Origin of the sequence: Streptomyces sp. NBC_00028 (assembly GCF_045041065.1) — a bacterium.
In the GTDB taxonomy this organism is placed as follows: Bacteria; Actinomycetota; Actinomycetes; order Streptomycetales; family Streptomycetaceae; genus Streptomyces.
Genome location: NZ_CP108293.1, coordinates 9,561,492 through 9,580,180 on the forward strand (window position 1 = coordinate 9,561,492; position 18,689 = coordinate 9,580,180).

Annotated in this window: 21 protein-coding genes; 14 read left to right on the plus strand and 7 right to left on the minus strand. The window is 70.8% G+C overall.

Annotated features, from left to right (window positions below):
* Nucleotides 1–36: 36 nt before the first annotated feature.
* Nucleotides 37–657: an SUKH-4 family immunity protein gene (locus OG885_RS43370; protein WP_405743156.1), complete on the minus strand. Its 621-nt coding sequence runs from the start codon at nucleotides 655–657 to the stop codon at nucleotides 37–39.
* Between the two features lie 156 nt (nucleotides 658–813).
* Nucleotides 814–1,566 carry an alpha/beta fold hydrolase gene (locus tag OG885_RS43375; RefSeq protein ID WP_405742244.1) on the minus strand — a complete coding sequence of 251 codons (753 nt, stop codon included), beginning with the start codon at nucleotides 1,564–1,566 and terminating at the stop codon, nucleotides 814–816.
* A gap of 64 nt (nucleotides 1,567–1,630) precedes the next feature.
* On the opposite strand from OG885_RS43375, the gene OG885_RS43380 reads away from it, so the two are divergent.
* From OG885_RS43380 to OG885_RS43410, 7 genes are all read left to right on the plus strand, one after another.
* Nucleotides 1,631–2,038, plus strand: coding sequence for a MarR family winged helix-turn-helix transcriptional regulator (locus OG885_RS43380; RefSeq protein WP_405742246.1), 408 nt, complete (start codon nucleotides 1,631–1,633; stop codon nucleotides 2,036–2,038).
* Nucleotides 2,039–2,155: 117 nt separating this feature from the next.
* Nucleotides 2,156–3,157, plus strand: coding sequence for an ArsR/SmtB family transcription factor (locus tag OG885_RS43385; RefSeq protein WP_405743158.1), 1,002 nt, complete (start codon nucleotides 2,156–2,158; stop codon nucleotides 3,155–3,157).
* A gap of 139 nt (nucleotides 3,158–3,296) precedes the next feature.
* Complete coding sequence (locus OG885_RS43390; RefSeq protein WP_405742248.1) at nucleotides 3,297–3,731, plus strand: hypothetical protein; 435 nt, start codon at nucleotides 3,297–3,299, stop codon at nucleotides 3,729–3,731.
* Nucleotides 3,732–3,848: 117 nt separating this feature from the next.
* Entirely contained in the window at nucleotides 3,849–5,768 is a 1,920-nt protein-coding gene (locus OG885_RS43395; protein WP_405742250.1) for a hypothetical protein, read from the plus strand.
* Between the two features lie 124 nt (nucleotides 5,769–5,892).
* On the plus strand, nucleotides 5,893–6,588 hold the full coding sequence (locus tag OG885_RS43400; protein WP_405742252.1) for an SDR family oxidoreductase: 696 nt from the start codon (nucleotides 5,893–5,895) through the stop codon (nucleotides 6,586–6,588).
* A gap of 35 nt (nucleotides 6,589–6,623) precedes the next feature.
* Nucleotides 6,624–6,995, plus strand: coding sequence for a DUF1330 domain-containing protein (locus OG885_RS43405; protein ID WP_405742254.1), 372 nt, complete (start codon nucleotides 6,624–6,626; stop codon nucleotides 6,993–6,995).
* Between the two features lie 90 nt (nucleotides 6,996–7,085).
* Entirely contained in the window at nucleotides 7,086–7,610 is a 525-nt protein-coding gene (locus OG885_RS43410) for a TetR/AcrR family transcriptional regulator (protein WP_405742256.1), read from the plus strand.
* A 24-nt stretch (nucleotides 7,611–7,634) separates the two neighbouring features.
* Here OG885_RS43410 and OG885_RS43415 read toward each other — a convergent pair whose 3' ends face one another.
* From OG885_RS43415 to OG885_RS43430, 4 genes are all read right to left on the minus strand, one after another.
* Nucleotides 7,635–8,204, minus strand: a complete 570-nt coding sequence (locus tag OG885_RS43415; protein ID WP_405742258.1) for a TetR/AcrR family transcriptional regulator — start codon at nucleotides 8,202–8,204, stop codon at nucleotides 7,635–7,637.
* Between the two features lie 46 nt (nucleotides 8,205–8,250).
* A complete protein-coding gene (locus OG885_RS43420; protein ID WP_405742260.1) occupies nucleotides 8,251–9,378 on the minus strand; it encodes a 4Fe-4S binding protein in 1,128 nt (375 codons plus the stop codon).
* Between the two features lie 128 nt (nucleotides 9,379–9,506).
* A complete protein-coding gene (locus OG885_RS43425) occupies nucleotides 9,507–10,076 on the minus strand; it encodes a TetR/AcrR family transcriptional regulator (protein WP_405742262.1) in 570 nt (189 codons plus the stop codon).
* Nucleotides 10,077–10,176: 100 nt separating this feature from the next.
* Entirely contained in the window at nucleotides 10,177–11,676 is a 1,500-nt protein-coding gene (locus tag OG885_RS43430) for an MFS transporter (RefSeq protein WP_405742264.1), read from the minus strand.
* Nucleotides 11,677–11,931: 255 nt separating this feature from the next.
* Between OG885_RS43430 and OG885_RS43435 the strand changes: the two genes are divergently transcribed.
* Nucleotides 11,932–12,810 carry an alpha/beta fold hydrolase gene (locus OG885_RS43435; protein WP_405742266.1) on the plus strand — a complete coding sequence of 293 codons (879 nt, stop codon included), beginning with the start codon at nucleotides 11,932–11,934 and terminating at the stop codon, nucleotides 12,808–12,810.
* 238 nt (nucleotides 12,811–13,048) lie between these two features.
* On the opposite strand, the gene OG885_RS43440 is transcribed toward OG885_RS43435, so the two are convergent.
* Nucleotides 13,049–13,771 (minus strand): TetR/AcrR family transcriptional regulator, encoded by a 723-nt coding sequence (locus tag OG885_RS43440; protein WP_405742268.1) that lies wholly within the window; start codon nucleotides 13,769–13,771, stop codon nucleotides 13,049–13,051.
* 98 nt (nucleotides 13,772–13,869) lie between these two features.
* Here OG885_RS43440 and OG885_RS43445 point away from each other — a divergent pair, with 98 nt between their 5' ends.
* The 6 genes from OG885_RS43445 (at nucleotide 13,870) to OG885_RS43470 (ending at nucleotide 18,454) form a co-directional block, all read left to right on the plus strand.
* A complete protein-coding gene (locus OG885_RS43445; protein ID WP_405742270.1) occupies nucleotides 13,870–14,811 on the plus strand; it encodes an NADP-dependent oxidoreductase in 942 nt (313 codons plus the stop codon).
* Between the two features lie 33 nt (nucleotides 14,812–14,844).
* The gene (locus OG885_RS43450; RefSeq protein ID WP_405742272.1) at nucleotides 14,845–15,525 is read left to right on the plus strand and encodes an SDR family NAD(P)-dependent oxidoreductase; all 681 of its coding nucleotides are present in this window, start codon (nucleotides 14,845–14,847) and stop codon (nucleotides 15,523–15,525) included.
* Nucleotides 15,526–15,602: 77 nt separating this feature from the next.
* Entirely contained in the window at nucleotides 15,603–15,974 is a 372-nt protein-coding gene (locus OG885_RS43455) for a DoxX family protein (RefSeq protein ID WP_405742274.1), read from the plus strand.
* Between the two features lie 91 nt (nucleotides 15,975–16,065).
* The gene (locus OG885_RS43460; protein ID WP_405742275.1) at nucleotides 16,066–16,704 is read left to right on the plus strand and encodes an NAD(P)-dependent oxidoreductase; all 639 of its coding nucleotides are present in this window, start codon (nucleotides 16,066–16,068) and stop codon (nucleotides 16,702–16,704) included.
* Nucleotides 16,705–16,722: 18 nt separating this feature from the next.
* A complete protein-coding gene (locus OG885_RS43465) occupies nucleotides 16,723–17,799 on the plus strand; it encodes an LLM class flavin-dependent oxidoreductase (protein ID WP_405742277.1) in 1,077 nt (358 codons plus the stop codon).
* Between the two features lie 358 nt (nucleotides 17,800–18,157).
* Nucleotides 18,158–18,454 carry a hypothetical protein gene (locus OG885_RS43470; RefSeq protein WP_405742279.1) on the plus strand — a complete coding sequence of 99 codons (297 nt, stop codon included), beginning with the start codon at nucleotides 18,158–18,160 and terminating at the stop codon, nucleotides 18,452–18,454.
* The last annotated feature ends 235 nt before the right edge of the window (nucleotides 18,455–18,689 follow it).

Consider the following 18,689-nt stretch of genomic DNA (forward strand, 5'->3'; position numbering starts at 1 on the left):
GGGCGTGTCCGTGCGGTGGTTGCGCGCGCCCGACGATCATCCGTAGAGCGCGCGGGCGCCGGGACTGTTGCCCGGGAAGCGCCGACCCGCGGCGAGCTCGTCGCAGACCACCGCCCAGACGGTGTCGTCGTGCTGGAAGGGGAGGGGGTCGACGCTGTGCGTCGCGTGGCGGATCAGCGTCGTCTCCCGTTCCAGACGCTCGAAGTCGGCCTCCTCGTCGGCGTCGATCCCGTCGCTGAAGGTGAACTCCTCCAGCAGGCGCTGGATGTGGACGGTGACGTGCACGAGGGAGGAGACATCGGCATGGAGTGCTTGGACGGTCTCCTCGTCGGTGTCGACGGCGTACACCTTGCCGGACACGGGGTCGAGGGCGAGATGGGCGTTGAGCAGCCAGCCGATGACAGGCCACTCGCCCGCGTCCACCGGCCCGTCCACGAGGTTCTCGGCGTTCACCACGTCGTGGAGGAGAGGCAGTCGGCCGGTGTCCTCGTCGGGCTCTCGCAGCCAGAGCGTCCCGGTGGGGGTGCCGACCCTCTGCAGGAGGCGGGCGCCCTCCGTGTCTGCGCTGGCGGGCGGGAAGGCGGAGGCGGGTAGCGTCGCGATGCGGTCCTTGCCGAAGGTGCCGGTGACTTGACTGCGGGTGATGTCGAAGAGCACTGCTGAGACTCCGAACTCCGGGGTGGCGCGTACACCTTGGGACATGTTTCCCGAGCGCTCCTGCGGAGGTTTGCCGCTCCCTGCCGGTGGATCCTCGGGTGCCCGCACGGTAACTGTTGAGGCAGGGCCAGGTGGAGCGTGGCCTGTTCAGAGGAGTCACTGCCGGGCGGCGAAGGCGTCGAGCCGGGCGAAGGTGGGGGCGGGTTGTTCGAGGTGGGGCAGGTGGCCGGCCTGGGTGATCAGCTCGAAGTGGGCGTCCGGGATGGCTGCGGCGTAGTGCCTGCCGTAGGCGGGTGTGGCGATGCGGTCGCTCTCGCCCCACAGGACCAGCGTGGGCGCGGCTACGGTGGCCAGGCGCCGGTGGAGGGTGGGGTCGCTCATGGCGGGTCCGCCGGAGAAGAGGCGCAGGGCCTCCATGTTGGCCCGGACGGTGGCGACGCGTTCGGCCGGGAGGGTTGCGGGGTCGACGTAGAAGCGGGCGGGGTCGTGGTAGGCGTGCTCGGCGACGCCTCGGGCGTCGAGGGCGAAGAAGTCCTGGACCGGTTCCTCGTCCACGTGGATGCCGACGGGGTCGACGAGCGCGAGTTGGCTGATGCGGTGCTCGGTGTCCGCCGCCGCCATTTCGGCGCCGATCCAGCCGCCGAGTGAGGAGCCGATCACGAGGACGTCGGAGAGGTTCTGGTCGCGCAGGAGACGCAGATAGAGCGCCGCGAGGTCGCTGACGCGGGTGCAGTCGGCGGGGCGGGGGGTGCCGTTCCAGCCGGGGTGGGTGGGGAGCAGGGTGTGGGAGCCCGTGGCGAAGTGCTGGGCGATCGGGGCGACGGTCGCAGGGCCGCCGCCGCCGTGCAGGATCAGGACGGGGCGGGCGTCGGCGGGGCCGGACACGAGGAGTTGGAGGTGTGAAGTCATGACCTGGACTCTAACTAAGCATGTTTAATTAAACAAGCTTAGTTAGAGTGTTAGGGTGGGCCGCATGGCCGCAGACTTGCAGATCCTCGGGCGGGCCGTGAAAGCGGCCCAGTACCGGCAGCACCGGACACTGGACAGTCGTCTCGCCTCCGTCGGCAGCACCCTCGCCCAGTGGGACGCGTTGCGGGCGGTCGCCCGCACACCGGGGGCCAGTGCCAGGGAACTGGCGGCGGCCACCTTCCAGACCGAGCAGGCGTTCGGTACGCTCGCCGGCCGACTGGCGACGCAGGGGCTGCTGGAACGGCGCCCCGGCCACGGTCGGCGCATCGAGCACCACCTCACCGCCCAGGGCGAACGGGTCCTGACGGCCGGTCACGCGATCGCCGACGAAGTCCTCGCGGAATGCTTCGGCGCGCTGTCGGACGCGGAGCGGGACACGTTGCTGGGCCTGCTGAGAAAGATCGAGCAGTGATCTGGCTGCCTGCCGTAGGGCACGTCCTCCTTCGAGTGTGCCTCTTGGAGTGGACCGGGTAAGGGCATGCTGAGGGTGTGATCACGCGCTCTTCAGCGTTGGCAGGGGGGCCAGTTGGTGTTACGCGTTCACTTCACGGCGGCAGACCTCGCCCGGACCCGGGTGGCCGCGACGATCGGCGTCGCGGCGGAGATCTACTACAGCCTGGAGCTGCTGAGAGAGAAGCAGGGCTCTCCTCACCTGCGTGAATGGCGGGCAGCCGTCGCGGGCCGGCTGGGGGCGGACACGCGCCCGCTGACGTCCTTGGTTCCGGTGCGTGGTCCCGGACTTGATCTGCTGGCGCTGATGGGCGACGTGTCTTCTGTCGACCACGCCGTGGACAACCTGCTGCACGTCCCAGCGTCCCGGTTGCGACGCGAGTTCGAAGGTCTCGACTTCCATCCCGCACACCTGCCATGGGCCAGACGTGTGTCGGAGGGTGACCGCGACGCGCGGCGGGAGCTCGCCCAGGCCCTGCGCGCCTGCCATCGGCTCACGGTGGAGCCCTACTGGCACCGAGGACGGTCCGAGCTGGTCGCGCTGTCCACGCGTTGCGCGAACCTGGTGTTGGAGGGCGGCATCGATCTGCTGCTGCGCTCGATCTGCCCACCTCTCGTCCGCTGGCGTCCGCCGGTGCTGGAGGCCCCCTACCCGCGGCGGGTGGAAGTGCGCCTGCAGGGAAGGGGGTTGATCATCGCGCCCACGGTCTTCTCGAAGCTCCCGGTGAGCTTTCTGTGGGACCCGCTGGACACCACCCAGCCGCCCCGGCTGACGGTGCCGGCCCTGAGCCGGCCGCTGACCGGTACCGGGCCGGGCGAACCGGACGACTCCACCGTCCGGAACCTGGAGTCTCTGCTCGGCCGTACGCGAGCTGCCGCCCTGCAGGTGACGGTGGAGGGGTGTACGACGACCGAGCTGGCACGCCGCCTCAACGTCACGGCCGCAGCGGCCAGTCAGCACGCGACCGTGCTGCGGAACACGGACCTCATCACCACCAGCCGCCGGGGCGGGTCCGTGCTGCACCTCATCACCCCGCTCGGACTGGCCCTGTTGCGGACCGGCACTCTGGCGCAAGGGTGAGCGGTGAGCGGTGAGCCCCGAGCGTGCCGCGCATGTCGCCAAGGCGCCCCTTTAAGCCGTGACTTAACAGGTGGGCCGCAGGTGGCAGGCCCGTCCAGGATGTGTCGTCGCAACCGGCTCATCTCATCCTGGAGAACGCATGCAGACTCATCTCGCCGCCGCGCTCGGCTCCGTCGTGCTGACCGCGGGCACCTTGCTGGGCGCTCCCGCCGCCGGCGCTCAGACCTCCGCCTACCCCGTCACTTCCGTCCCTCCCATCGAGGTCGGGAACACGTGGACGAAGGGCACGATCACCTGGTACAACCGGTCGGTCGCGGTGACGGGGACGCACAAGTCGGTGAGCGCGGCCGGCCCTGCGTACTGCCGGCGTACCTGGGTGTACACCTACGACGCCGCTGGTGCGCAGTTGGGCTCAGGGGGTTCCTACGCTGCCGACACGGCTTGTGGCACGACCAAGAACTACAGCAGCTTCACCGTGCCGGCCGATGTTCCCGGCGGAGCCGCGCTCGTGCGCGTCTGCCTCGATGACGGCAATCTCAAGGACCTGCTCTGCCAGCCTTTCCGGCGGCCCTGAGTCATCTGATCGCCGACGGTCCGCCGGTCCGACCCGAGCACGTGTACGTGGGTGAGGGCCGGCGGGGCCCGGCCCGCGGGCCTTGTCGCCTCGTGAGCCGCCGAGGATCATGACCGGGTGCCGCGCCGAGAGAAGCTTCAGGAACTACTGACACACGCCGGACTCACGGTCATCGAGGAGGTGGAGCCGGGCCGTCTGTTCCCGCCGGAGGCCGCCTGGCGGATCGCGCGGGGCATCGCGGCGCCGGACGGCGGGGCCCGGGAGGCACTCGACGCCGTCTGGTGGCACCGTCTGTGCGGGGGTGACGGCGCATTCCTGGTGGCCGTCCACGGGCATCGGATCGGCGGCAACGACTCCTGGTGGACCCGGGTCCGACACGCCGGCGGCGGAGTGCCGGAGTTGTCCGGCGACCCCGGGTTCGTGGCGCTCTCCCTCGACGGACAGGTGTTGCTGGCGGCGGTGCCCGGAGCGGACGGGACTCGGGTGACGGCCCTCGACCGACTGCCGGAGCGGCTGGAGGAGGTCGCCGAGACCGCCGGGCGCGAGACGGAGGCAGAGCGCGCCGGGACATGGGCGGCGGTGCCCGGCCCCCGTGCCTGGCCCCTGCACTGGGCGGAGGGGATAGGGTCCAACCCCGCGGCGCCGGACGAACTCCTGATCCGCCTGCTGGACGTGGCGGACGGCTTCCTCCACGGCTGCGACCGGCCCGCCGTCCTCGACGCCGCCGTGACGCACCCCGATCCACGCGTGCGGTCACGCCCCGCCGACACCTTCCGCCCCAAGCTCACCTCCGATCAGTGGGCACGCGTGGTGCGCGCCGAGCCGTCACCCGGCACACGCGTGCTCTGGGCGGAGCACGCCTGCCGCTGGGGCGCCGAACTGCCCGAGGACGTGTACGACGACCTCCTCGCCGGCCCGTCCCGTGCGGAGGCCGCCGCTCTCCCGGAACTTCCCGCGCGTCATCTCCCCGAGCTCGCCCTCGACACCGACGCCCGGGTGCGGGCGGCGGTGTGTGCCCGCTGGCGTGAGCTCGCCGCGCCGCTGCGGGAGCGGCTGCTGGCCGACACCGACGACGCGGTGCGCACGGCCGCGCTGCTCGCCCACCACACCGCCGTCCCCATGCCCCGTGAGGTCTTCGCCGCCCTGCCCGAGCCGCGCCGGGCGCTCGAACGGTGCTGTCTGGAGCCCGAGTTGGAGGCGGAGCTGGTCCGCGACGGGGACGTGGAGGCGCGTCGGGCGCTGGCCGCCAACCCGGCCCTGGGCGCGCCCGGTATCGCCGTACTGGCGCAGGACCCGCGGGACGAGATCCGCTCCGCGGTGGCGCAACGCCCCGACCTGACGGAGGAGCAACGGGACGCGGTGCGCTACGACTTCGACCCCACGTCGATGTCGCGCACCCTTGCCTGGGTCGAGGACCTGCACGGCGACGCCGACGCGATGCGTCGTCTCGCGGCGTCGTCCCACCCGCTCGTCCGCCGCAGTGTGGCCCGCGCCCGCCACCTCCCGCCGGACGTGGTGGCGCGGCTGGCACGGGACGAGGACCGGGTCGTCCACCTCTTCCTCGCCGAGTCGTGCGAGGACGCGCCGGGCGACCTGCTGCTGGAGGTCTGGCGCTGGTGGGACGGCAGCTTCAGCCACCCCGGCCGGCCCCGCAGCCACCCCAACTTCCCGCGCGAGGGTCTGCTGCGCCATCTCACCGACCCCAGCGGGCGGATGCGCCGCCTGGCCCTGGACGATCCGCGGTCCACCGCGGCCGATGTCGCGCGCCTGGCCCGGGATCCCGAAGCCGAGGTGCGCCGCCGCGCGGCGGCGGACTCCCGGCTGTCACCGCAGGACGCGGTACGGCTGCTCAACGATCCGGCGGCCCACGTCCGCGACACCGCGGTGCGCAATCCACGGCTGCCGGCCCGCGTCCTGGCCGGGCTCCTGCACGACCGCGACACGGCACGGACGGCGGTCACCAACCCGGCGATCCCGGTCCCCGTCCTGCACCGCATCCTGGCCGCGGCCGCGGCAGCCGTGGCCGCCCGGAGCTGAACACCGGCACCGGGCGGGCGCGGGGTGCTGGGGCGGGCCCTCCATCGCACCACGCTTGCATCGTGAAACCGATCGGTTTACTCTTCTTGAAACCGATCGGTTTCACGTATCTCCGGAGAGAGTCATGACTGTTTTGAAGGGCGCGAACGTCCTCGTCACCGGCGGCAGCCGCGGCATCGGCAAGGCGCTGGTGGAGGAGCTGTACGCGCGCGGGGCCGGCAAGGTCTACGCCACGGCCCGCGACCCGCGCACCGTGACGCACCCCGACGCGGTCCCCGTGGCCCTGGAGGTCACCGACCCGGCCTCGGTGGCGGCCGCCGCCGCACAGGCGCAGGACGTCACCGTGCTGATCAACAACGCCGGTGCCTCGGTCGGCGCGTCCTTCCTCGACTCCCCGGTCGACGACATACGCCGGGAGTTCGAGACCAATTTCTACGGACCCCTGCTCGTCGCCCGCGCCTTCGTGCCGGTCATCGAGCGCAACGGCGGCGGCCACCTCCTGAACGTGCACTCCGTGCTGTCCTGGATCGCGCTCGGCGGCTCCTACAGCGCCTCCAAGGCCGCCCTGTGGTCACAGACCAACTCCCTGCGCCTCGAACTCCAGCCGCGCGGCATCTCCGTCACCGGACTGCATGTCGGCTACGTCGACACCGACCTCACCACAGGCGTCGACGCGCCCAAGTCCGACCCGCGCGATGTCGCCGTCCTCGCCCTCGACGGCATCGAGACCGGCGCCCACGAGGTGCTCGCCGACGACATCTCCCGGCAGGTCAAGGCGGGCCTGGCCGGCGACCTGGCAGCGCTGTACCCCCAGCTCTGACACCGCGCTTCCTGAGATCGGAGAGGGCATTGGCAATGAGCCCGAATGCAGAGAGCAAGAAGTTCTACGCACTGAACATGTTCGACGTCGTCGACCTGGAGAAATACCTCGCGTATTTCAGCCGCCTGCCCGAAGCCGCTCCCAAGTACGGCGGTCGAATGGTGGCATTCGGCCGCTTCCGGGACAACGTGACCGGCGACCTCCCGCCGCGGCAGGTGCTGTTCCTCGTCGAATGGGACTCCGAGGAAGCGTTCAACAGTTTCCGGGACGATCCGGAACTGGCCGACCTGCATCCACTGCGGGAGAGCGGCACGGCGTCCTACATCTGGCAGACGTTCGACGGTTCCGACATGAGCGACCCGACCGACGTATCGCTCGACGACGTACTGGCAGTGCTCAAGCCTTAGCCTCGGTCTTTCGTGAGGGTCCTCCGACGGAGTCGGCGGACCCTTTCGCTTTCCGGGATGTCGGTCGGCAGTCGAGCAGGGGATGGGGTCATGGGCGGCATCAGTGCGCAGGAGCGGCGGGAGAGCGTCATTCGCGCGGCCATCACGGAATTCGCGGTCGCCGGCTATCGCGGTACCACCACCGCCGCGATCGCCGAGCGGGCCGGCGTCAAGCAGCCGTATCTCTTCCGGCTCTTCCCGGACAAGAAGGCGATCTTCGTCGCCACTCTGCGGCGGAGCGCGGAAGACACTCGCTCTGCGTTCGAGCGGGCGGCCGACGGGGTGGAGCGGGGCGAGGAGGCGTGGCAGGTGATGGCGGACGCCTATGTGCGGCTGATCGCGACGAGCCCCGAGACGCTCCTGGTGCAGATGCAGGGATACGCCACCGTGGCGGCCGCCGAGGGGCAGGGTGACGACCTGGTCGGTGAGGTCGTCCGGGCCGGCTGGACGAGCATCTGGGAAACCGTGCACCGGTCGCTGGGCGCCGATGCCGAGATGACCGCGAGGTTCTTCGCCTGCGGCATGCTCGGCAACACGCTCACGGCCATCGGGCTTCCGGTGCACACCGGCAGGTGACAGGGCGTTGCGAACGGGGATGCGTCAGCGCATGCCTGCCGCGTCGAGCAGCGTGGTCACGGTGGGCCCGACGAGGCCGGTGAGGTGGTCGGCCTGAATCCCCGCGCGGGCGCTCGCGCCGTCGAAGACCAGGCTGAGCTGCCGGGCCAGCAGATCCGGATCGTCCGCCCCGCCCTGCTCGGCCTCGGCGCGGAAGAAGGCCGTCAGATTCGCCTTCACCTGGTGGGCCACACGGCTCGCCGGGTGGCCCTGGTCCTTGAGCTCGACCTGCACGGCCAGGTACCGACAGCCCTTGAACTCGGGTGCTGCCGCCTGCGTTTCCACCTGCTCGAAGACGTGCAGGATCCGCTCGCGCGGCGACTGACCGGCGTCCGCCGCGGGCAGGAGGGTCGCCACGTAGGCGGCCGCGCGCTCCTTCAGGCTCGCTGCCAGGAGTTCGTCCTTGCTTTCGAACAGCTGGTACATGGAGCGCTTCGACACGCCGGCCGCCTTGCACAGCGCCTCGACGCCGATGCTGACGCCGTCGCGGTAGGTGAGTGTGGCCGCCGCCTCCAGCAGGCGCTCTCTGGGGCTCAGTTTCACTTCGGTGCTCATGTCGTGAGGTTAACCCGGAGTGGACGAAATGAAAACCGATCGGTTTTCAGGATGTCGTGCGTGTCTCTCCGTCGGCGGGCGCCGAACGCGGCGCCGGAGGGTGCCAGCCGCCGGTGACTTCCCTGACGGGCTTGTGGGGGAAGCGGCGCCGGGCGTACTCCTGTGCGTGGGAGCCCGGCAGGACGTACAGGGTCTCCTTCTTGTCCTGGAGCGGTCGCAGCACCGTGTCCATGAACGTCTTGCGGTCGTCCAGATAGGGGCCGAGGACGTCCTCTCCGGCGGGACAGACGGCGAGGCAGTAGCCGGACTTGTAGCCGGGGGGCGAGGACAGGCTCTGCCACATGGAGGCGCTCTCGGAGTCGGTGACCCGGGAGCGGTAGTCGGCCGCGTCCTCGCTGTCGGCCACGGTCTGCGCCCAGTCGGTGAACCCGCTCATGAACTCACGGTAGTTGTGCGTGGTGCAGGCCAGGGCGTCGAAGGCACCGTCCTTGGCGATGGCGCCGACCGGGCAGGCGGCTACGCACAACTTGCAGTCGATGCACGGGTTGTAGTCCAGCGCCTGCCCGTACGCGCTCACCTCCGCGTCGACCAGGACGGTCACGAGCAGGACGAAGCTGCCGAACCTCGGGTGGATGACGTTGCGGTGCAGGCCCATCACGCCGAGCCCGGCGGCCACCGCGACCGTCTTGTGCGCCACCACCCAGATCCGCTCGCTGGGGAAGCGGTCCATCTCCTGCGGGAAGCCGACGGAGGGGTTGAGAGCGCGGTAGCCGGCGTCCTGGAGTGCCTGGGTGACGCTGCGGGCGGTGTGGTTGGCCTGTTCGTCGGTCTGGTGGAACTCCTGGTTGGCCACGCTGCGGGCGGGGGAGCGGCAGTTGTCGCGGTTCATCCGGACCGCCATCGCGATGAGGCTGCGGGTGCCGGGCAGTGCGGAGCGGGCGTGCTCGCGCTCACCGGCCAGGTCGGGATGGTCCAGGCTGACCGCGGCCACGTCGTCCGCCCCGGCCGCCAGGCACAACTCGCGCAGCCAGTCTGCGTCGATCACCGCGGGCGGGCGGACCGCGTCGCCGGTCCCGCGCCGGGCGAGTACGGCCCGTACGGACGGGTGTGCCGCCAGCTTCGCCGGAAGCGGGGGAGGGGTGGGGCGCCCCTCGGTGTCGCGCGCGGCAGTCATCCGTGCTCCTCGGGATGCGGGTACGAGGCTCACCGCCACCGGCGGGAAACCGATCAGTTTCACCACCGTAAACCGATCGGTTTTTGCGCGCAAGTGCCCTGGGGTCGCGGGCGTTCGTCACGCGAGGATCAGTGCACGTCCGCCGCGTCGAGCAGGGCGGTCACCGTGGGGGTGATGAGCCCCGCCTGCGTGTCGGCCTTGATTCCCGCACGGGCGCTGGCGCCGTCGAAGACCAGGATCAGCTGCCGGGCCAGCAGGTCCGGGTCGCTTGCTCCGCCCTGTTCGGCCTCGGCGCGGAAGAAGGCCGTCAGGTTCTCCTTGACCCGGCGGGCGACCAGGCTCGCGGGGTGGGCCGGGTTCTTGAGTTCGATCTGCACGACGAGATACCGGCAGCCCTGGAAGTCGGGTGCGCCCGCCTGCGCCTCCGCCTGTTCGAAGACGTGCAGGATCCGCTCGCGGGGCGGACGGGCGTCGTCCGCCGCGGGAAGGAGTGCCGTCACATAGGCGCAGGCGCGTTCCTCCAGGCTCGCCGCCAGCAGCTTGTCCTTGCTCTCGAACAGCTTGTACATGGAGCGCTTGGACACCCCCGCCGCCTTGCACAGCGCGTCGACGCCGATGTGGACGCCGTCTCGGTAGGTGAGCTGGGCCGCTGCCTCCAGCAGTCGCTCTCGGGAGTCCGGCATTGCTTCGGTGGTCATATGGCGAGGTTAACTCCGTTTCGACCGATTGGAAAACGATCGGTTTACGGTGGTGACGGGAGTGCCTCCGGACGTCGGCACCCCCGTCGCGGTCCCCGGGTCAGTGGGCGATCACGGGCTCGCCCTCCGACGGCGCGAGAGCCGTGTTCGGCATCAGGAATGCCATGAGCACCGCGCCGACCACGAAGATCCCGGCGCCCCACGCGAGGGTGGCCGTGTAGCTCTCAACCCCGGCCTGGGCCATGGTCAGCGCGCCCGGCTTGTGCGAGGACAGGTAGTCGGTCGCGGCCGACGAGGCGACGGTGGTCAGCAGCGCCGTACTGATCGAGCCGCCCACCTGCTGGCTGGTGTTGATCAGCGCCGACGCGACACCGGCGTCCTCGTGGTGCACACCCGCGGTCGCAGCCTGGAACGAGGTGGTCATCACCGCGCCGATGCCGAGGCCCAGCAGGATCATGCCCGGCATGATGTGGGCGACGTAGGTGCTGTCCAGCGTGAGCCGGGTCAGCAGGGCCATGCCGGACGCGGAGACCAGGAAGCCGACGCTGACCACGACCTTGGGGCCGACCCGGGGCAGCAGCAGTGCGGGCACCGTGGTCGACGAGGCGACGATGCCGCCGACCATGGGCAGGAAGGAAAGGCCGGCCTCGATCGGCGAGTAGCCGATGCTGGCCTCCAGGTAGTAGGTCAGGAACAGGAAGATCGAGAACATCCCCATGCCCAGCACGAACACGGCCAGGAACGCACCGCCCCGGGTCCGGTCCAGCACGACGCGCAGCGGCAGCAGCGGATGCGCCACCCTGCGCTCCAGCCAGGCGAACACCGCGAGCAGCACCACGCCGCTGATCATGGAGCCCAGGGCGACCGGGTCGGTCCAGCTGGTGGACTCCACGTGGGCGAACCCGTAGACGATCCCGAACAGCGCGGCACTCACCACGAGGGTGCCGGGCAGGTCGATCCTCGGCCGCTCGGTGATCGCGGGCTTCGCCAGCAGCAGCAACGCACCGACCAGCGCGACGCCCGCGAAGACGACGTTCACGTACATCACCCAGCGCCACGACGCCCATTCGGTGAGCATGCCGCCGAGCAGGAGTCCGACCGCGGCGCCCGCACCGGAGAGCGCGCTGAAGATGCCGAAGGCCTTCGGCCGCTCGGCCGGGTCGGTGAAGGTCACGCTGAGCAGGGAGAGCGCCGCGGGCGCGAGCAGCGCGGCGAACAGGCCCTGGGCCACGCGGGCCGCGACGAGGATCTCGAAGCTGCCGGCCGCGCCGCCGACGACGGACGCGGCCGCGAACCCGATCAGGCCCGTCACGAACGTCGTACGGCGTCCGAACAGGTCCCCGAGCCTGCCGCCGAGCAGCAGCAGGCTGCCGAACGCCAGGGCATAGCCGGTGATCACCCACTGCCGGCTGCCGTCGCTGAAGCCGAGGTCATGCTGCGCTTCGGGCAGCGCGATGTTCACGACGGTCGCGTCGAGCGTGACCATGAGCTGGGCCACGCCCAGCACGACGAGCACCCACCAGCGCACGGCATGGGAGCCGCGCCGGCCCGAGTCTGTTGTGCCGGAGGCAGGCGCTCCGCGGTCGAAGGTGGTACTCACTTTTCCCCTTAGGTGCTGGTCATGGGCCGACCGTCGGCCGGAAACCGATCTGTTTCCACTTAGGTAAACAGATCGGTTTCCTGTGCGCAAGCGAAGGGGTCGCTTCCTGCTCGGAGGTGTGGTGCCGCGGGATGCCCTGCTGGGCTTGCGGTGGGAAACTGATCGGTTTACCGTAGTGGAAACCGATCGGTATTGGAGTCTCCGGCGAGAGTCATGACCGGCTCGGTAATCCCTCACACGCAAGGAGTCGGCGAGATGCCCAGCCAAGAGTCACGTCCCACGCTTCGCCTTCCGGGGACCACCAGCCACACCCTCGCCCCGCGCGCGGGATCCGGCGGCCACGAGGGAACGCTGCGCTACCTCAAGGCGGGCACCGGCGCCCCCCTGGTCCTGCTGCACACGGTGCGCACCCAGGCAGAGCACTTCCGCCACCTCATCCCGCTGATCGCGGACCGGTACACCGTGTACGCCCTCGACCTGCCCGGGATGGGCTACTCCGAGATCGTGCCCGGCGCGTCGTACGACGAGCCCGCGATGCGCACGGGCGTCGAACGCCTGCTGACCGAACTCGACCTGCACGACGTGACGTTGGTGGGAGAGTCCATGGGCGCGGTGCTCGCCCTGACCACCGCGGCCGAGTCGCCGGACCGGGTACGACGCGTCGTCGCGGTCAACACCTATGACTTCCCCGGCGGCATCGCCCGGTCGAGCCTCCTCGCCCGCGTGGTGGTCAGCGGAGTGCTCGCGCCCGGAGTGGGCCCGGTGATCGCGGGGGTCGAGCCCAAGCCCGCCCTCCGCAAGATCCTCCAGGGCGGCCTCGGCAACAAGCGCGCCCTGCGCGAGGACTACGTGGACGAACTTCTTCAGGTAGGCAGCCGCCCCGGCTATTCAACCGTCGCCCGCGCCGTCTACCAGGCCCTGCCCAGCCTGATCGCCGCCCGCACCCGCTACCCCGAGATCAAGGCGCCCGTCCACCTCGTCTACGGCGAGAAGGACTGGTCCCGCCCCTCGGACCGGGAAGCCAACAGGCAACTGCTGCCCGCCGCCGACTTCACCCAGATCCCCGGGGCGGGCCACTTCATCGCCCTGGAACGCCCCGACGTACTGGCCGACCTTCTGAACACGGCGGCCTGACCCAGGCGCCCTCCGTCTGGAAGCGTCGTCGAGATGAACCGCGCCGCCCACAGCTGACCCCGTCCCGCCGGCAGGCGGCGCACACCCGCAATACGACGCCGTCAACGGCTGGTCCGTCCGTGTGGACGTCAGCCCGGCGACCGAGCTGAAGCCCTCCGACAGCACCTGGGCAGGCGTTCTCCGCGTCGCCTGCCCAGGTGCTGCGGTTTGCGTCTGTGTGTCTGACTTCCCGCCCGCCTCACGCGCCGTCGGCTGAGGAGGCCTTCGCCTCGACCGAGCCCGGGCCGGTTCGGGCGAGGCGGACCATGGCGCGGTAGAGGGCCGTGGGCGCCGGCGCCGCGGGCACCTCGGGGATCGGGGCGCCGGGCGCGGCGTAGGAGCGGATCATGTGGCCGACGAGGCGGCGCCAGGCGTCGGGGGCGGAGTCGCCGCCTGCGGCGATGACGCCGGCGTTGGCCATCTGGAGGATGACGAGGTCCTCCGGAACGAAGTCCTCGCGCAGGTGTCCGCTGTTGCGGGCGCGGGCGATGAGTTCGAGGAAGGCGTTGTACGACTCGGTGCGACGGGCTTCCAGCGCCTTGGCGGTGGGGAAGGACATGGTCAGCACGTCGGCGAAGCCGCGATCGGCGGCCTGCATGGCGCAGACGGCGTGGATGTAGCCGGTGAAGCCGTGCCAGGGGTCGGGGTCGGCCAGCGCCTCGGCGACGGCGCCGGCGTAGGCGTCCATGCGGTCGGCGAAGACAGCGTTGATGAGTTCCTCGCGGCTGGCGAAGCGTCGGCTCAGCGTGGCTTTGCCGACGCCTGCCTCACGGGCGACCGAGGCCATCGACACGCCCAGCCCTTCCGTGGCGAAGAGGCGGCGGGCGGCGGCCAGGATGAGATCACGGTTGCGCTCGGCGTCGGCTCGCAGTCTCGCCTCGGGCTCCTGGCCCGGGCTCCGGTCGGAAGGTGAAGAGGTCATGCCTCCATTCTAGCCAAGTGGAACAACCGGTCCGCTTCTGCTGTTACGCTCGATGCATGGAACCGGGAAGGCCGGTCCACTTATGGAGAGGCGCTGTGATGCGTGCTGTGACCCTGGACTCTGTTCCGGCCACACCGGCTGTGACCGAGGTGGACACTCCTCGCCCCGAGGCCGGGGAGCTGCTGGTGAAGGTGGACGCCGCGTCGGTGAACGGCTTCGACCTCGCCGTCACCGCGGGCTACCTGCAGGGAATGATGGAGCACCGCTTCCCGCTGGTGCTCGGCAAGGACTTCGCCGGCACCGTGGAGGCGCTCGGCGACGGCGTGGAGGGGTTCGCGGTCGGTGACGCGGTCTTCGGTGCCGTGATGAAGCCGTTCCTGGGCACCGGTTCGCTGGCCGAGTACGTCACCGTGTCCGCCGGATACGGCGTCGCCCCGCTCCCGGCGGGGCTGGCGGCGGCGGACGCGGGCGCGCTGGCCGTGGCCGGGGCGACCGCGGTGGACAGTCTGAACGCGGTGGCCCTGGCCGAGGGCGAGACGGTGCTGATCTCGGGCGCCGGAGGCGGGGTGGGTTCGCTGGCCGTGCAGCTCGCCGCGGCCCGTGGCGCGCGGGTGATCGCGACTGCTCGCCCCGGCGCGCAGGCCGACTTCGTCGGCGGTCTTACGGGCACCGACGCCGAGGTCCACGTGGTCGACTTCACCGGTGACCTCGAGGCCCAGGTCCGCGCGATAGCGCCGGAGGGCGTGGACGCGGCACTGCACCTGGCCGGCGACGGACCCCAGTTGGCCGGCCTGCTGCGAGCGGGCGGCCGGATCGCCTCTCCCGTCGGTCTGACACCGGACGCCGTCAAGGACGAGGACGTCACCGTCCACCCGATCATGGCCGACCCGAACGCGTCGACCCTGACCTCACTGGCCGAACAGGCCGCCTCCGGCTCGCTGCGCGTGCCGGTCACCGCGACCTACCCCCTGGAGCAGGCCACGGAGGCGTTCGCCGCCTTCGCGGGCACCCCCGGCAAGGTCGTCGTCACCCGCTCCTGAAGCCCGCCCCCCCGTCACGGAAGAGAGTCCCGCATGCCCACCATCGCCATCATCGGCGCAGGCCCCGGCATGGGCCTGGCCATCGCCCGCACCTTCGGCGGCCGCGGCTTCGACGTCGCCCTGATCTCCCGCACCAAGGAGAAGCTCCAGACCCTGGTCGACCAGCTCGCCCAGGAAGGCATCACCGCCGAGGCGTTCACCGCCGACGTCCTCGACCGGTCCTCCCTGACCGCTGCTCTGGACGCCGTGAAGGTCCGCTTCGGCGCCATCGACGTACTGGAGTACTCGCCGGCCGCGCACACTCCGACCGCCGGGCTCACCATGGCCACCCCCTCGGAGGCCACGGTGGAGAATCTGCAGCCGCAGATCGAGTACTACCTCTACGGCGGCATCACGGCCGCCCAGGCGGTCCTGCCCGCGATGCGGGAGGCCGGCGCAGGCACCCTGCTGTTCACCACAGGCGGCGGTTCCCTCGACCCGATCCCCATGCTGGGCAACGTCAACGCGGCCCAGGCGGCCCTGCGCAACTGGGTGCTCAACCTGGACAAGGAGCTGGCCGGCAGCGGTGTGCACGCCGCGCACGTGGCGATCAACGTCTGGATCGGCGGGGGCGGCCCGGAAGGCTTCCCGACGGCCACGCCCGACGAGATCTCCCCCCTGTACTGGGACCTGCACGAAGACCGCGCCCGCTCCGAGGCCGTCTTCAACGCCTGACCGAGCCCGCCCGCACCGCTCCCGGGAGGGAGCACTGGCTCCTTCCCACCCCGTCCCCTTTACCTAGGAGCCTGTGCATGAACGTCTTCTTGTGGATAGTCCAGGCCGTGCTGGCCGCGATGTTCGCCATGGCCGGTGTCATGAAGTCCACCCAGCCCAAGGAGAAGCTGGTCGGCCAGATGCCCTGGAGGGCCGACTTCTCGCAGGGCACCGTCCGCTTCATCGGCGTCGTCGAGCTCGCGGCCGGCCTCGGCCTGGTCCTGCCCGCGGCCACCGACATCGCCCCCGTGCTCACCCCGCTGGCCGCGACCGGTCTGGCCGTGGTGATGGTGCTGGCCGCGATCACCCACGCCCGCCGCAAGGAGCCCGGCGCGATCGCCTTCAACACGGTCCTGTTGATCCTCGCCGTCCTGGTGGCCTGGGGCCGCTTCGGCCCGTACAGCTTCTGACCCCCACGACGTCTTCTGATCACCACGTCTTCTGATCCACGTACGTCTGATCACCACGTTTTCTGATCCTCACCGCAAGGAACCGTCTGTCATGCGTGTCACCGTCTTCGGCGCGAGCGGCGCCATCGGCCGCCTCGTCGTCCAACAGCTCCTGGACGACGGCCACAACGTCACCGCCCTGGTCCGCGCCCCCGGCAAACTCGCCCTCACTCATGCCGACCTCACGGTCGTCGCCGGGCAACTGTCCGACCGCGATGCCGTCGAGCGGGCCGTGAGCGGCGTCGACGCGGTGATCAGCGCGCTCGGCCCCTCCCTGAAACGGTCCACGACCGGCACCCAGGTGACCGACGGAACGCGCGGCATCGTGCAGGCCATGGAGAGGCGGCACGTCAGCCGATTCATCGGCCTGGCCACACCTTCGCTGGCCGACCCCCAGGACAAGCCGCACTGGAAGCACAAGGTGCTGCCCGTGCTGGCCGGGCTGATGTTCCCCAACGCGTTGGCCGAGATGAAGGGCATGACGGCGGCCGTCACTGCGTCTGACCTCGACTACACCATCGCGCGCATCACCAAGCCCACCGACAAGCCCGCCACCGGGCGCATCCGCTCCGGCTTCCTCGGTCACGACAGGATCGGCTCCGCCATGAGCCGCGCCGACATCGCCGCGTTCCTGGTGTCTCAGCTCACCGACACCCGCTACCGGCGGGCCATGCCCGCCATCAGCAACTGAAGCCACCGAGGACCGGCCATGACTTTCGAACTCGGCGTCTACTCCTTCGGCAACACCCCCCGCCTGGCCGACGGCAGCCACGGTCCCACCGCCCAGGCGCTGCGCGACGTACTGGAGGCCATCAAGCTGGCGGACCAGGTGGGCCTGGACTACTTCGGGGTGGGCGAGCACCACCTGCGGGCGATGCCGCTGTCCTCGCCCACCTCCGTGGTCAACGCCGCCGCGGCCACCACGGACCGGATCAAGCTCGGCACGGCGGTTACCGTCCTGTCGACCGACGACCCGATCCGGGTCTTCCAGCAGCTCGCGACCGCGGCGTCCCTCGCCCCCGGGCGCATCGAACTGGTCGCCGGACGCGGCTCGTCGACGATCACGTTCCCGCTGTCCGACCACGACGAGCACGACTACGACATGCTGTACGCCTCCAAACTCGACCTGCTGATGGCCGTGAACGCCGGCGAGCACACCACCTGGCACGGCCCGCACCGCAGCCGGCCGCTGCGGGACGTCACCGTCTTCCCCCGCCCCGAGGAACCGCTGAGGATCTGGCTCGGCACGGGCGGCAGCCCGGATTCGGTGCGGCGTGCCGTCGAGCTGGGCCTGCCGATGTTCCTCGGCATCCTCGGTGGAACCCCAGGTCACTGGGCGCAGTACGGCCGCGCCTACCGCCACGCCTGGGCCGCGTCCGGCCGCCCCGCCGAGCGGGCCGACATCGCGGTCGCCGTGCACGGATTCGTCGCCGAGACCGACGCCCGGGCCCGGTCGACGTACCTGGAGTGCGAGCACCACATGATGGCCGAGGGCATGGCCGCACTGGGCCGCCCCGCCCCTTCGCGCGCCGACCGCGCCGCGCACTACGGCCCCGACGGCATGGTCTTCGTCGGCGGCCCCGACGAGATCGCGGACCGCATCCTGCACCTGCACGGCCTGCTCGGCCACACGCGTCAGATCCTTCAGATGGACGTCGGCGGCATGCCTCAGCGCGACTTCCTGCGCGGCATCGAACTGCTCGGCACGAAGGTGCTTCCGCAGATCCGAGCCGAACTGTCGAGCAGTGAGCCGATTCCCCCACAGCCGCGTGCGGCGAAGGGGTGAGTCAGCGCAGCTCGTCGCGCCCGGGGCGAACGGACCGGCCGGGCGCCGGGCCACGCGACAGGTGATCGCCGCAGGGCCCAGGCCGCCCCTTGCGAGCTGCGGCCGGTCGAGTGCAGCGCGGCGCTGAACGCCTCGGCGAGCGCGCACTGGTGAGGCATGGTCGGCAAGGAGCCCTACCGGGCCATGCGAGCACCGCCAGGAGCAGGAAGCCGGCCTTTCTGCGAGGGAGGACGGCGGCTGTTCCCCTCTCCCACTTCCGTACTCGACCCGGGGTAAGCCGCGGCGGTCGGCCACGTGGGGGAGTCCAAGACGATGCCGGCCAGCCCGCGTTGTCAGTGGCGGCTGCGACGCTGATCAGATGAACGGCGATGAGCAGCTGCTGAACGGCCGTGTCTACGGCGCCGACCACGACGACCCCAACCCGGGACCGCTCCCGCACCGGACCTACGCCGAACTGGTCGGCGGCCCGCTGGACGGCCTGCTGTTGGACATCCACGGGTGGCGGACCGAGGACGTCGACGACGGTGTCGCCCTGCCCACCGAGCTGTCGCGGTGGCCCGGCGGCCGCGCCTTGTACGACCCACGCCCCGGCGAACCGCGCACACCCGGCCCGGGCGTGAGCTGCCGTCTGTACTACTACGGCGACACGCACTGATCACCGCCCCGACCACGAGGCCGACGAGGCCGACGAGGCCGAGCGGACACCCGAGAAGGACCTCGACCACGGCTGGTCAACGTGTTGCTGCTCCGTCGGTGGCGGCATCGCTGCTCAGTGCGGCGGTACCGGCCTGCGGAGGTTGTCGGCGGGGGAGAGGTCGGGGCGGGCCAAGGCTGCGGTATCCCTACGTCAGCATGGTCATTTGGCGAGGGCGGTGTGGGCCGGTTCGGTC

Bases quoted from the DNA above. Each gene is read 5' to 3' on its own strand.
- OG885_RS43375 (WP_405742244.1), bottom strand. From the start codon at position 1,566: ATGACTTCACACCTCCAACTCCTCGTGTCCGGCCCCGCCGACGCCCGC.
- OG885_RS43380 (WP_405742246.1), top strand. From the start codon at position 1,631: ATGGCCGCAGACTTGCAGATCCTCGGGCGGGCCGTGAAAGCGGCCCAG.
- OG885_RS43390 (WP_405742248.1), top strand. From the start codon at position 3,297: ATGCAGACTCATCTCGCCGCCGCGCTCGGCTCCGTCGTGCTGACCGCG.
- OG885_RS43400 (WP_405742252.1), top strand. From the start codon at position 5,893: ATGACTGTTTTGAAGGGCGCGAACGTCCTCGTCACCGGCGGCAGCCGC.
- OG885_RS43405 (WP_405742254.1), top strand. From the start codon at position 6,624: ATGAGCCCGAATGCAGAGAGCAAGAAGTTCTACGCACTGAACATGTTC.
- OG885_RS43410 (WP_405742256.1), top strand. From the start codon at position 7,086: ATGGGCGGCATCAGTGCGCAGGAGCGGCGGGAGAGCGTCATTCGCGCG.
- OG885_RS43415 (WP_405742258.1), bottom strand. From the start codon at position 8,204: ATGAGCACCGAAGTGAAACTGAGCCCCAGAGAGCGCCTGCTGGAGGCG.
- OG885_RS43420 (WP_405742260.1), bottom strand. From the start codon at position 9,378: ATGACTGCCGCGCGCGACACCGAGGGGCGCCCCACCCCTCCCCCGCTT.
- OG885_RS43425 (WP_405742262.1), bottom strand. From the start codon at position 10,076: ATGACCACCGAAGCAATGCCGGACTCCCGAGAGCGACTGCTGGAGGCA.
- OG885_RS43435 (WP_405742266.1), top strand. From the start codon at position 11,932: ATGCCCAGCCAAGAGTCACGTCCCACGCTTCGCCTTCCGGGGACCACC.
- OG885_RS43440 (WP_405742268.1), bottom strand. From the start codon at position 13,771: ATGACCTCTTCACCTTCCGACCGGAGCCCGGGCCAGGAGCCCGAGGCG.
- OG885_RS43445 (WP_405742270.1), top strand. From the start codon at position 13,870: ATGCGTGCTGTGACCCTGGACTCTGTTCCGGCCACACCGGCTGTGACC.
- OG885_RS43450 (WP_405742272.1), top strand. From the start codon at position 14,845: ATGCCCACCATCGCCATCATCGGCGCAGGCCCCGGCATGGGCCTGGCC.
- OG885_RS43455 (WP_405742274.1), top strand. From the start codon at position 15,603: ATGAACGTCTTCTTGTGGATAGTCCAGGCCGTGCTGGCCGCGATGTTC.
- OG885_RS43460 (WP_405742275.1), top strand. From the start codon at position 16,066: ATGCGTGTCACCGTCTTCGGCGCGAGCGGCGCCATCGGCCGCCTCGTC.
- OG885_RS43465 (WP_405742277.1), top strand. From the start codon at position 16,723: ATGACTTTCGAACTCGGCGTCTACTCCTTCGGCAACACCCCCCGCCTG.
- OG885_RS43470 (WP_405742279.1), top strand. From the start codon at position 18,158: ATGAACGGCGATGAGCAGCTGCTGAACGGCCGTGTCTACGGCGCCGAC.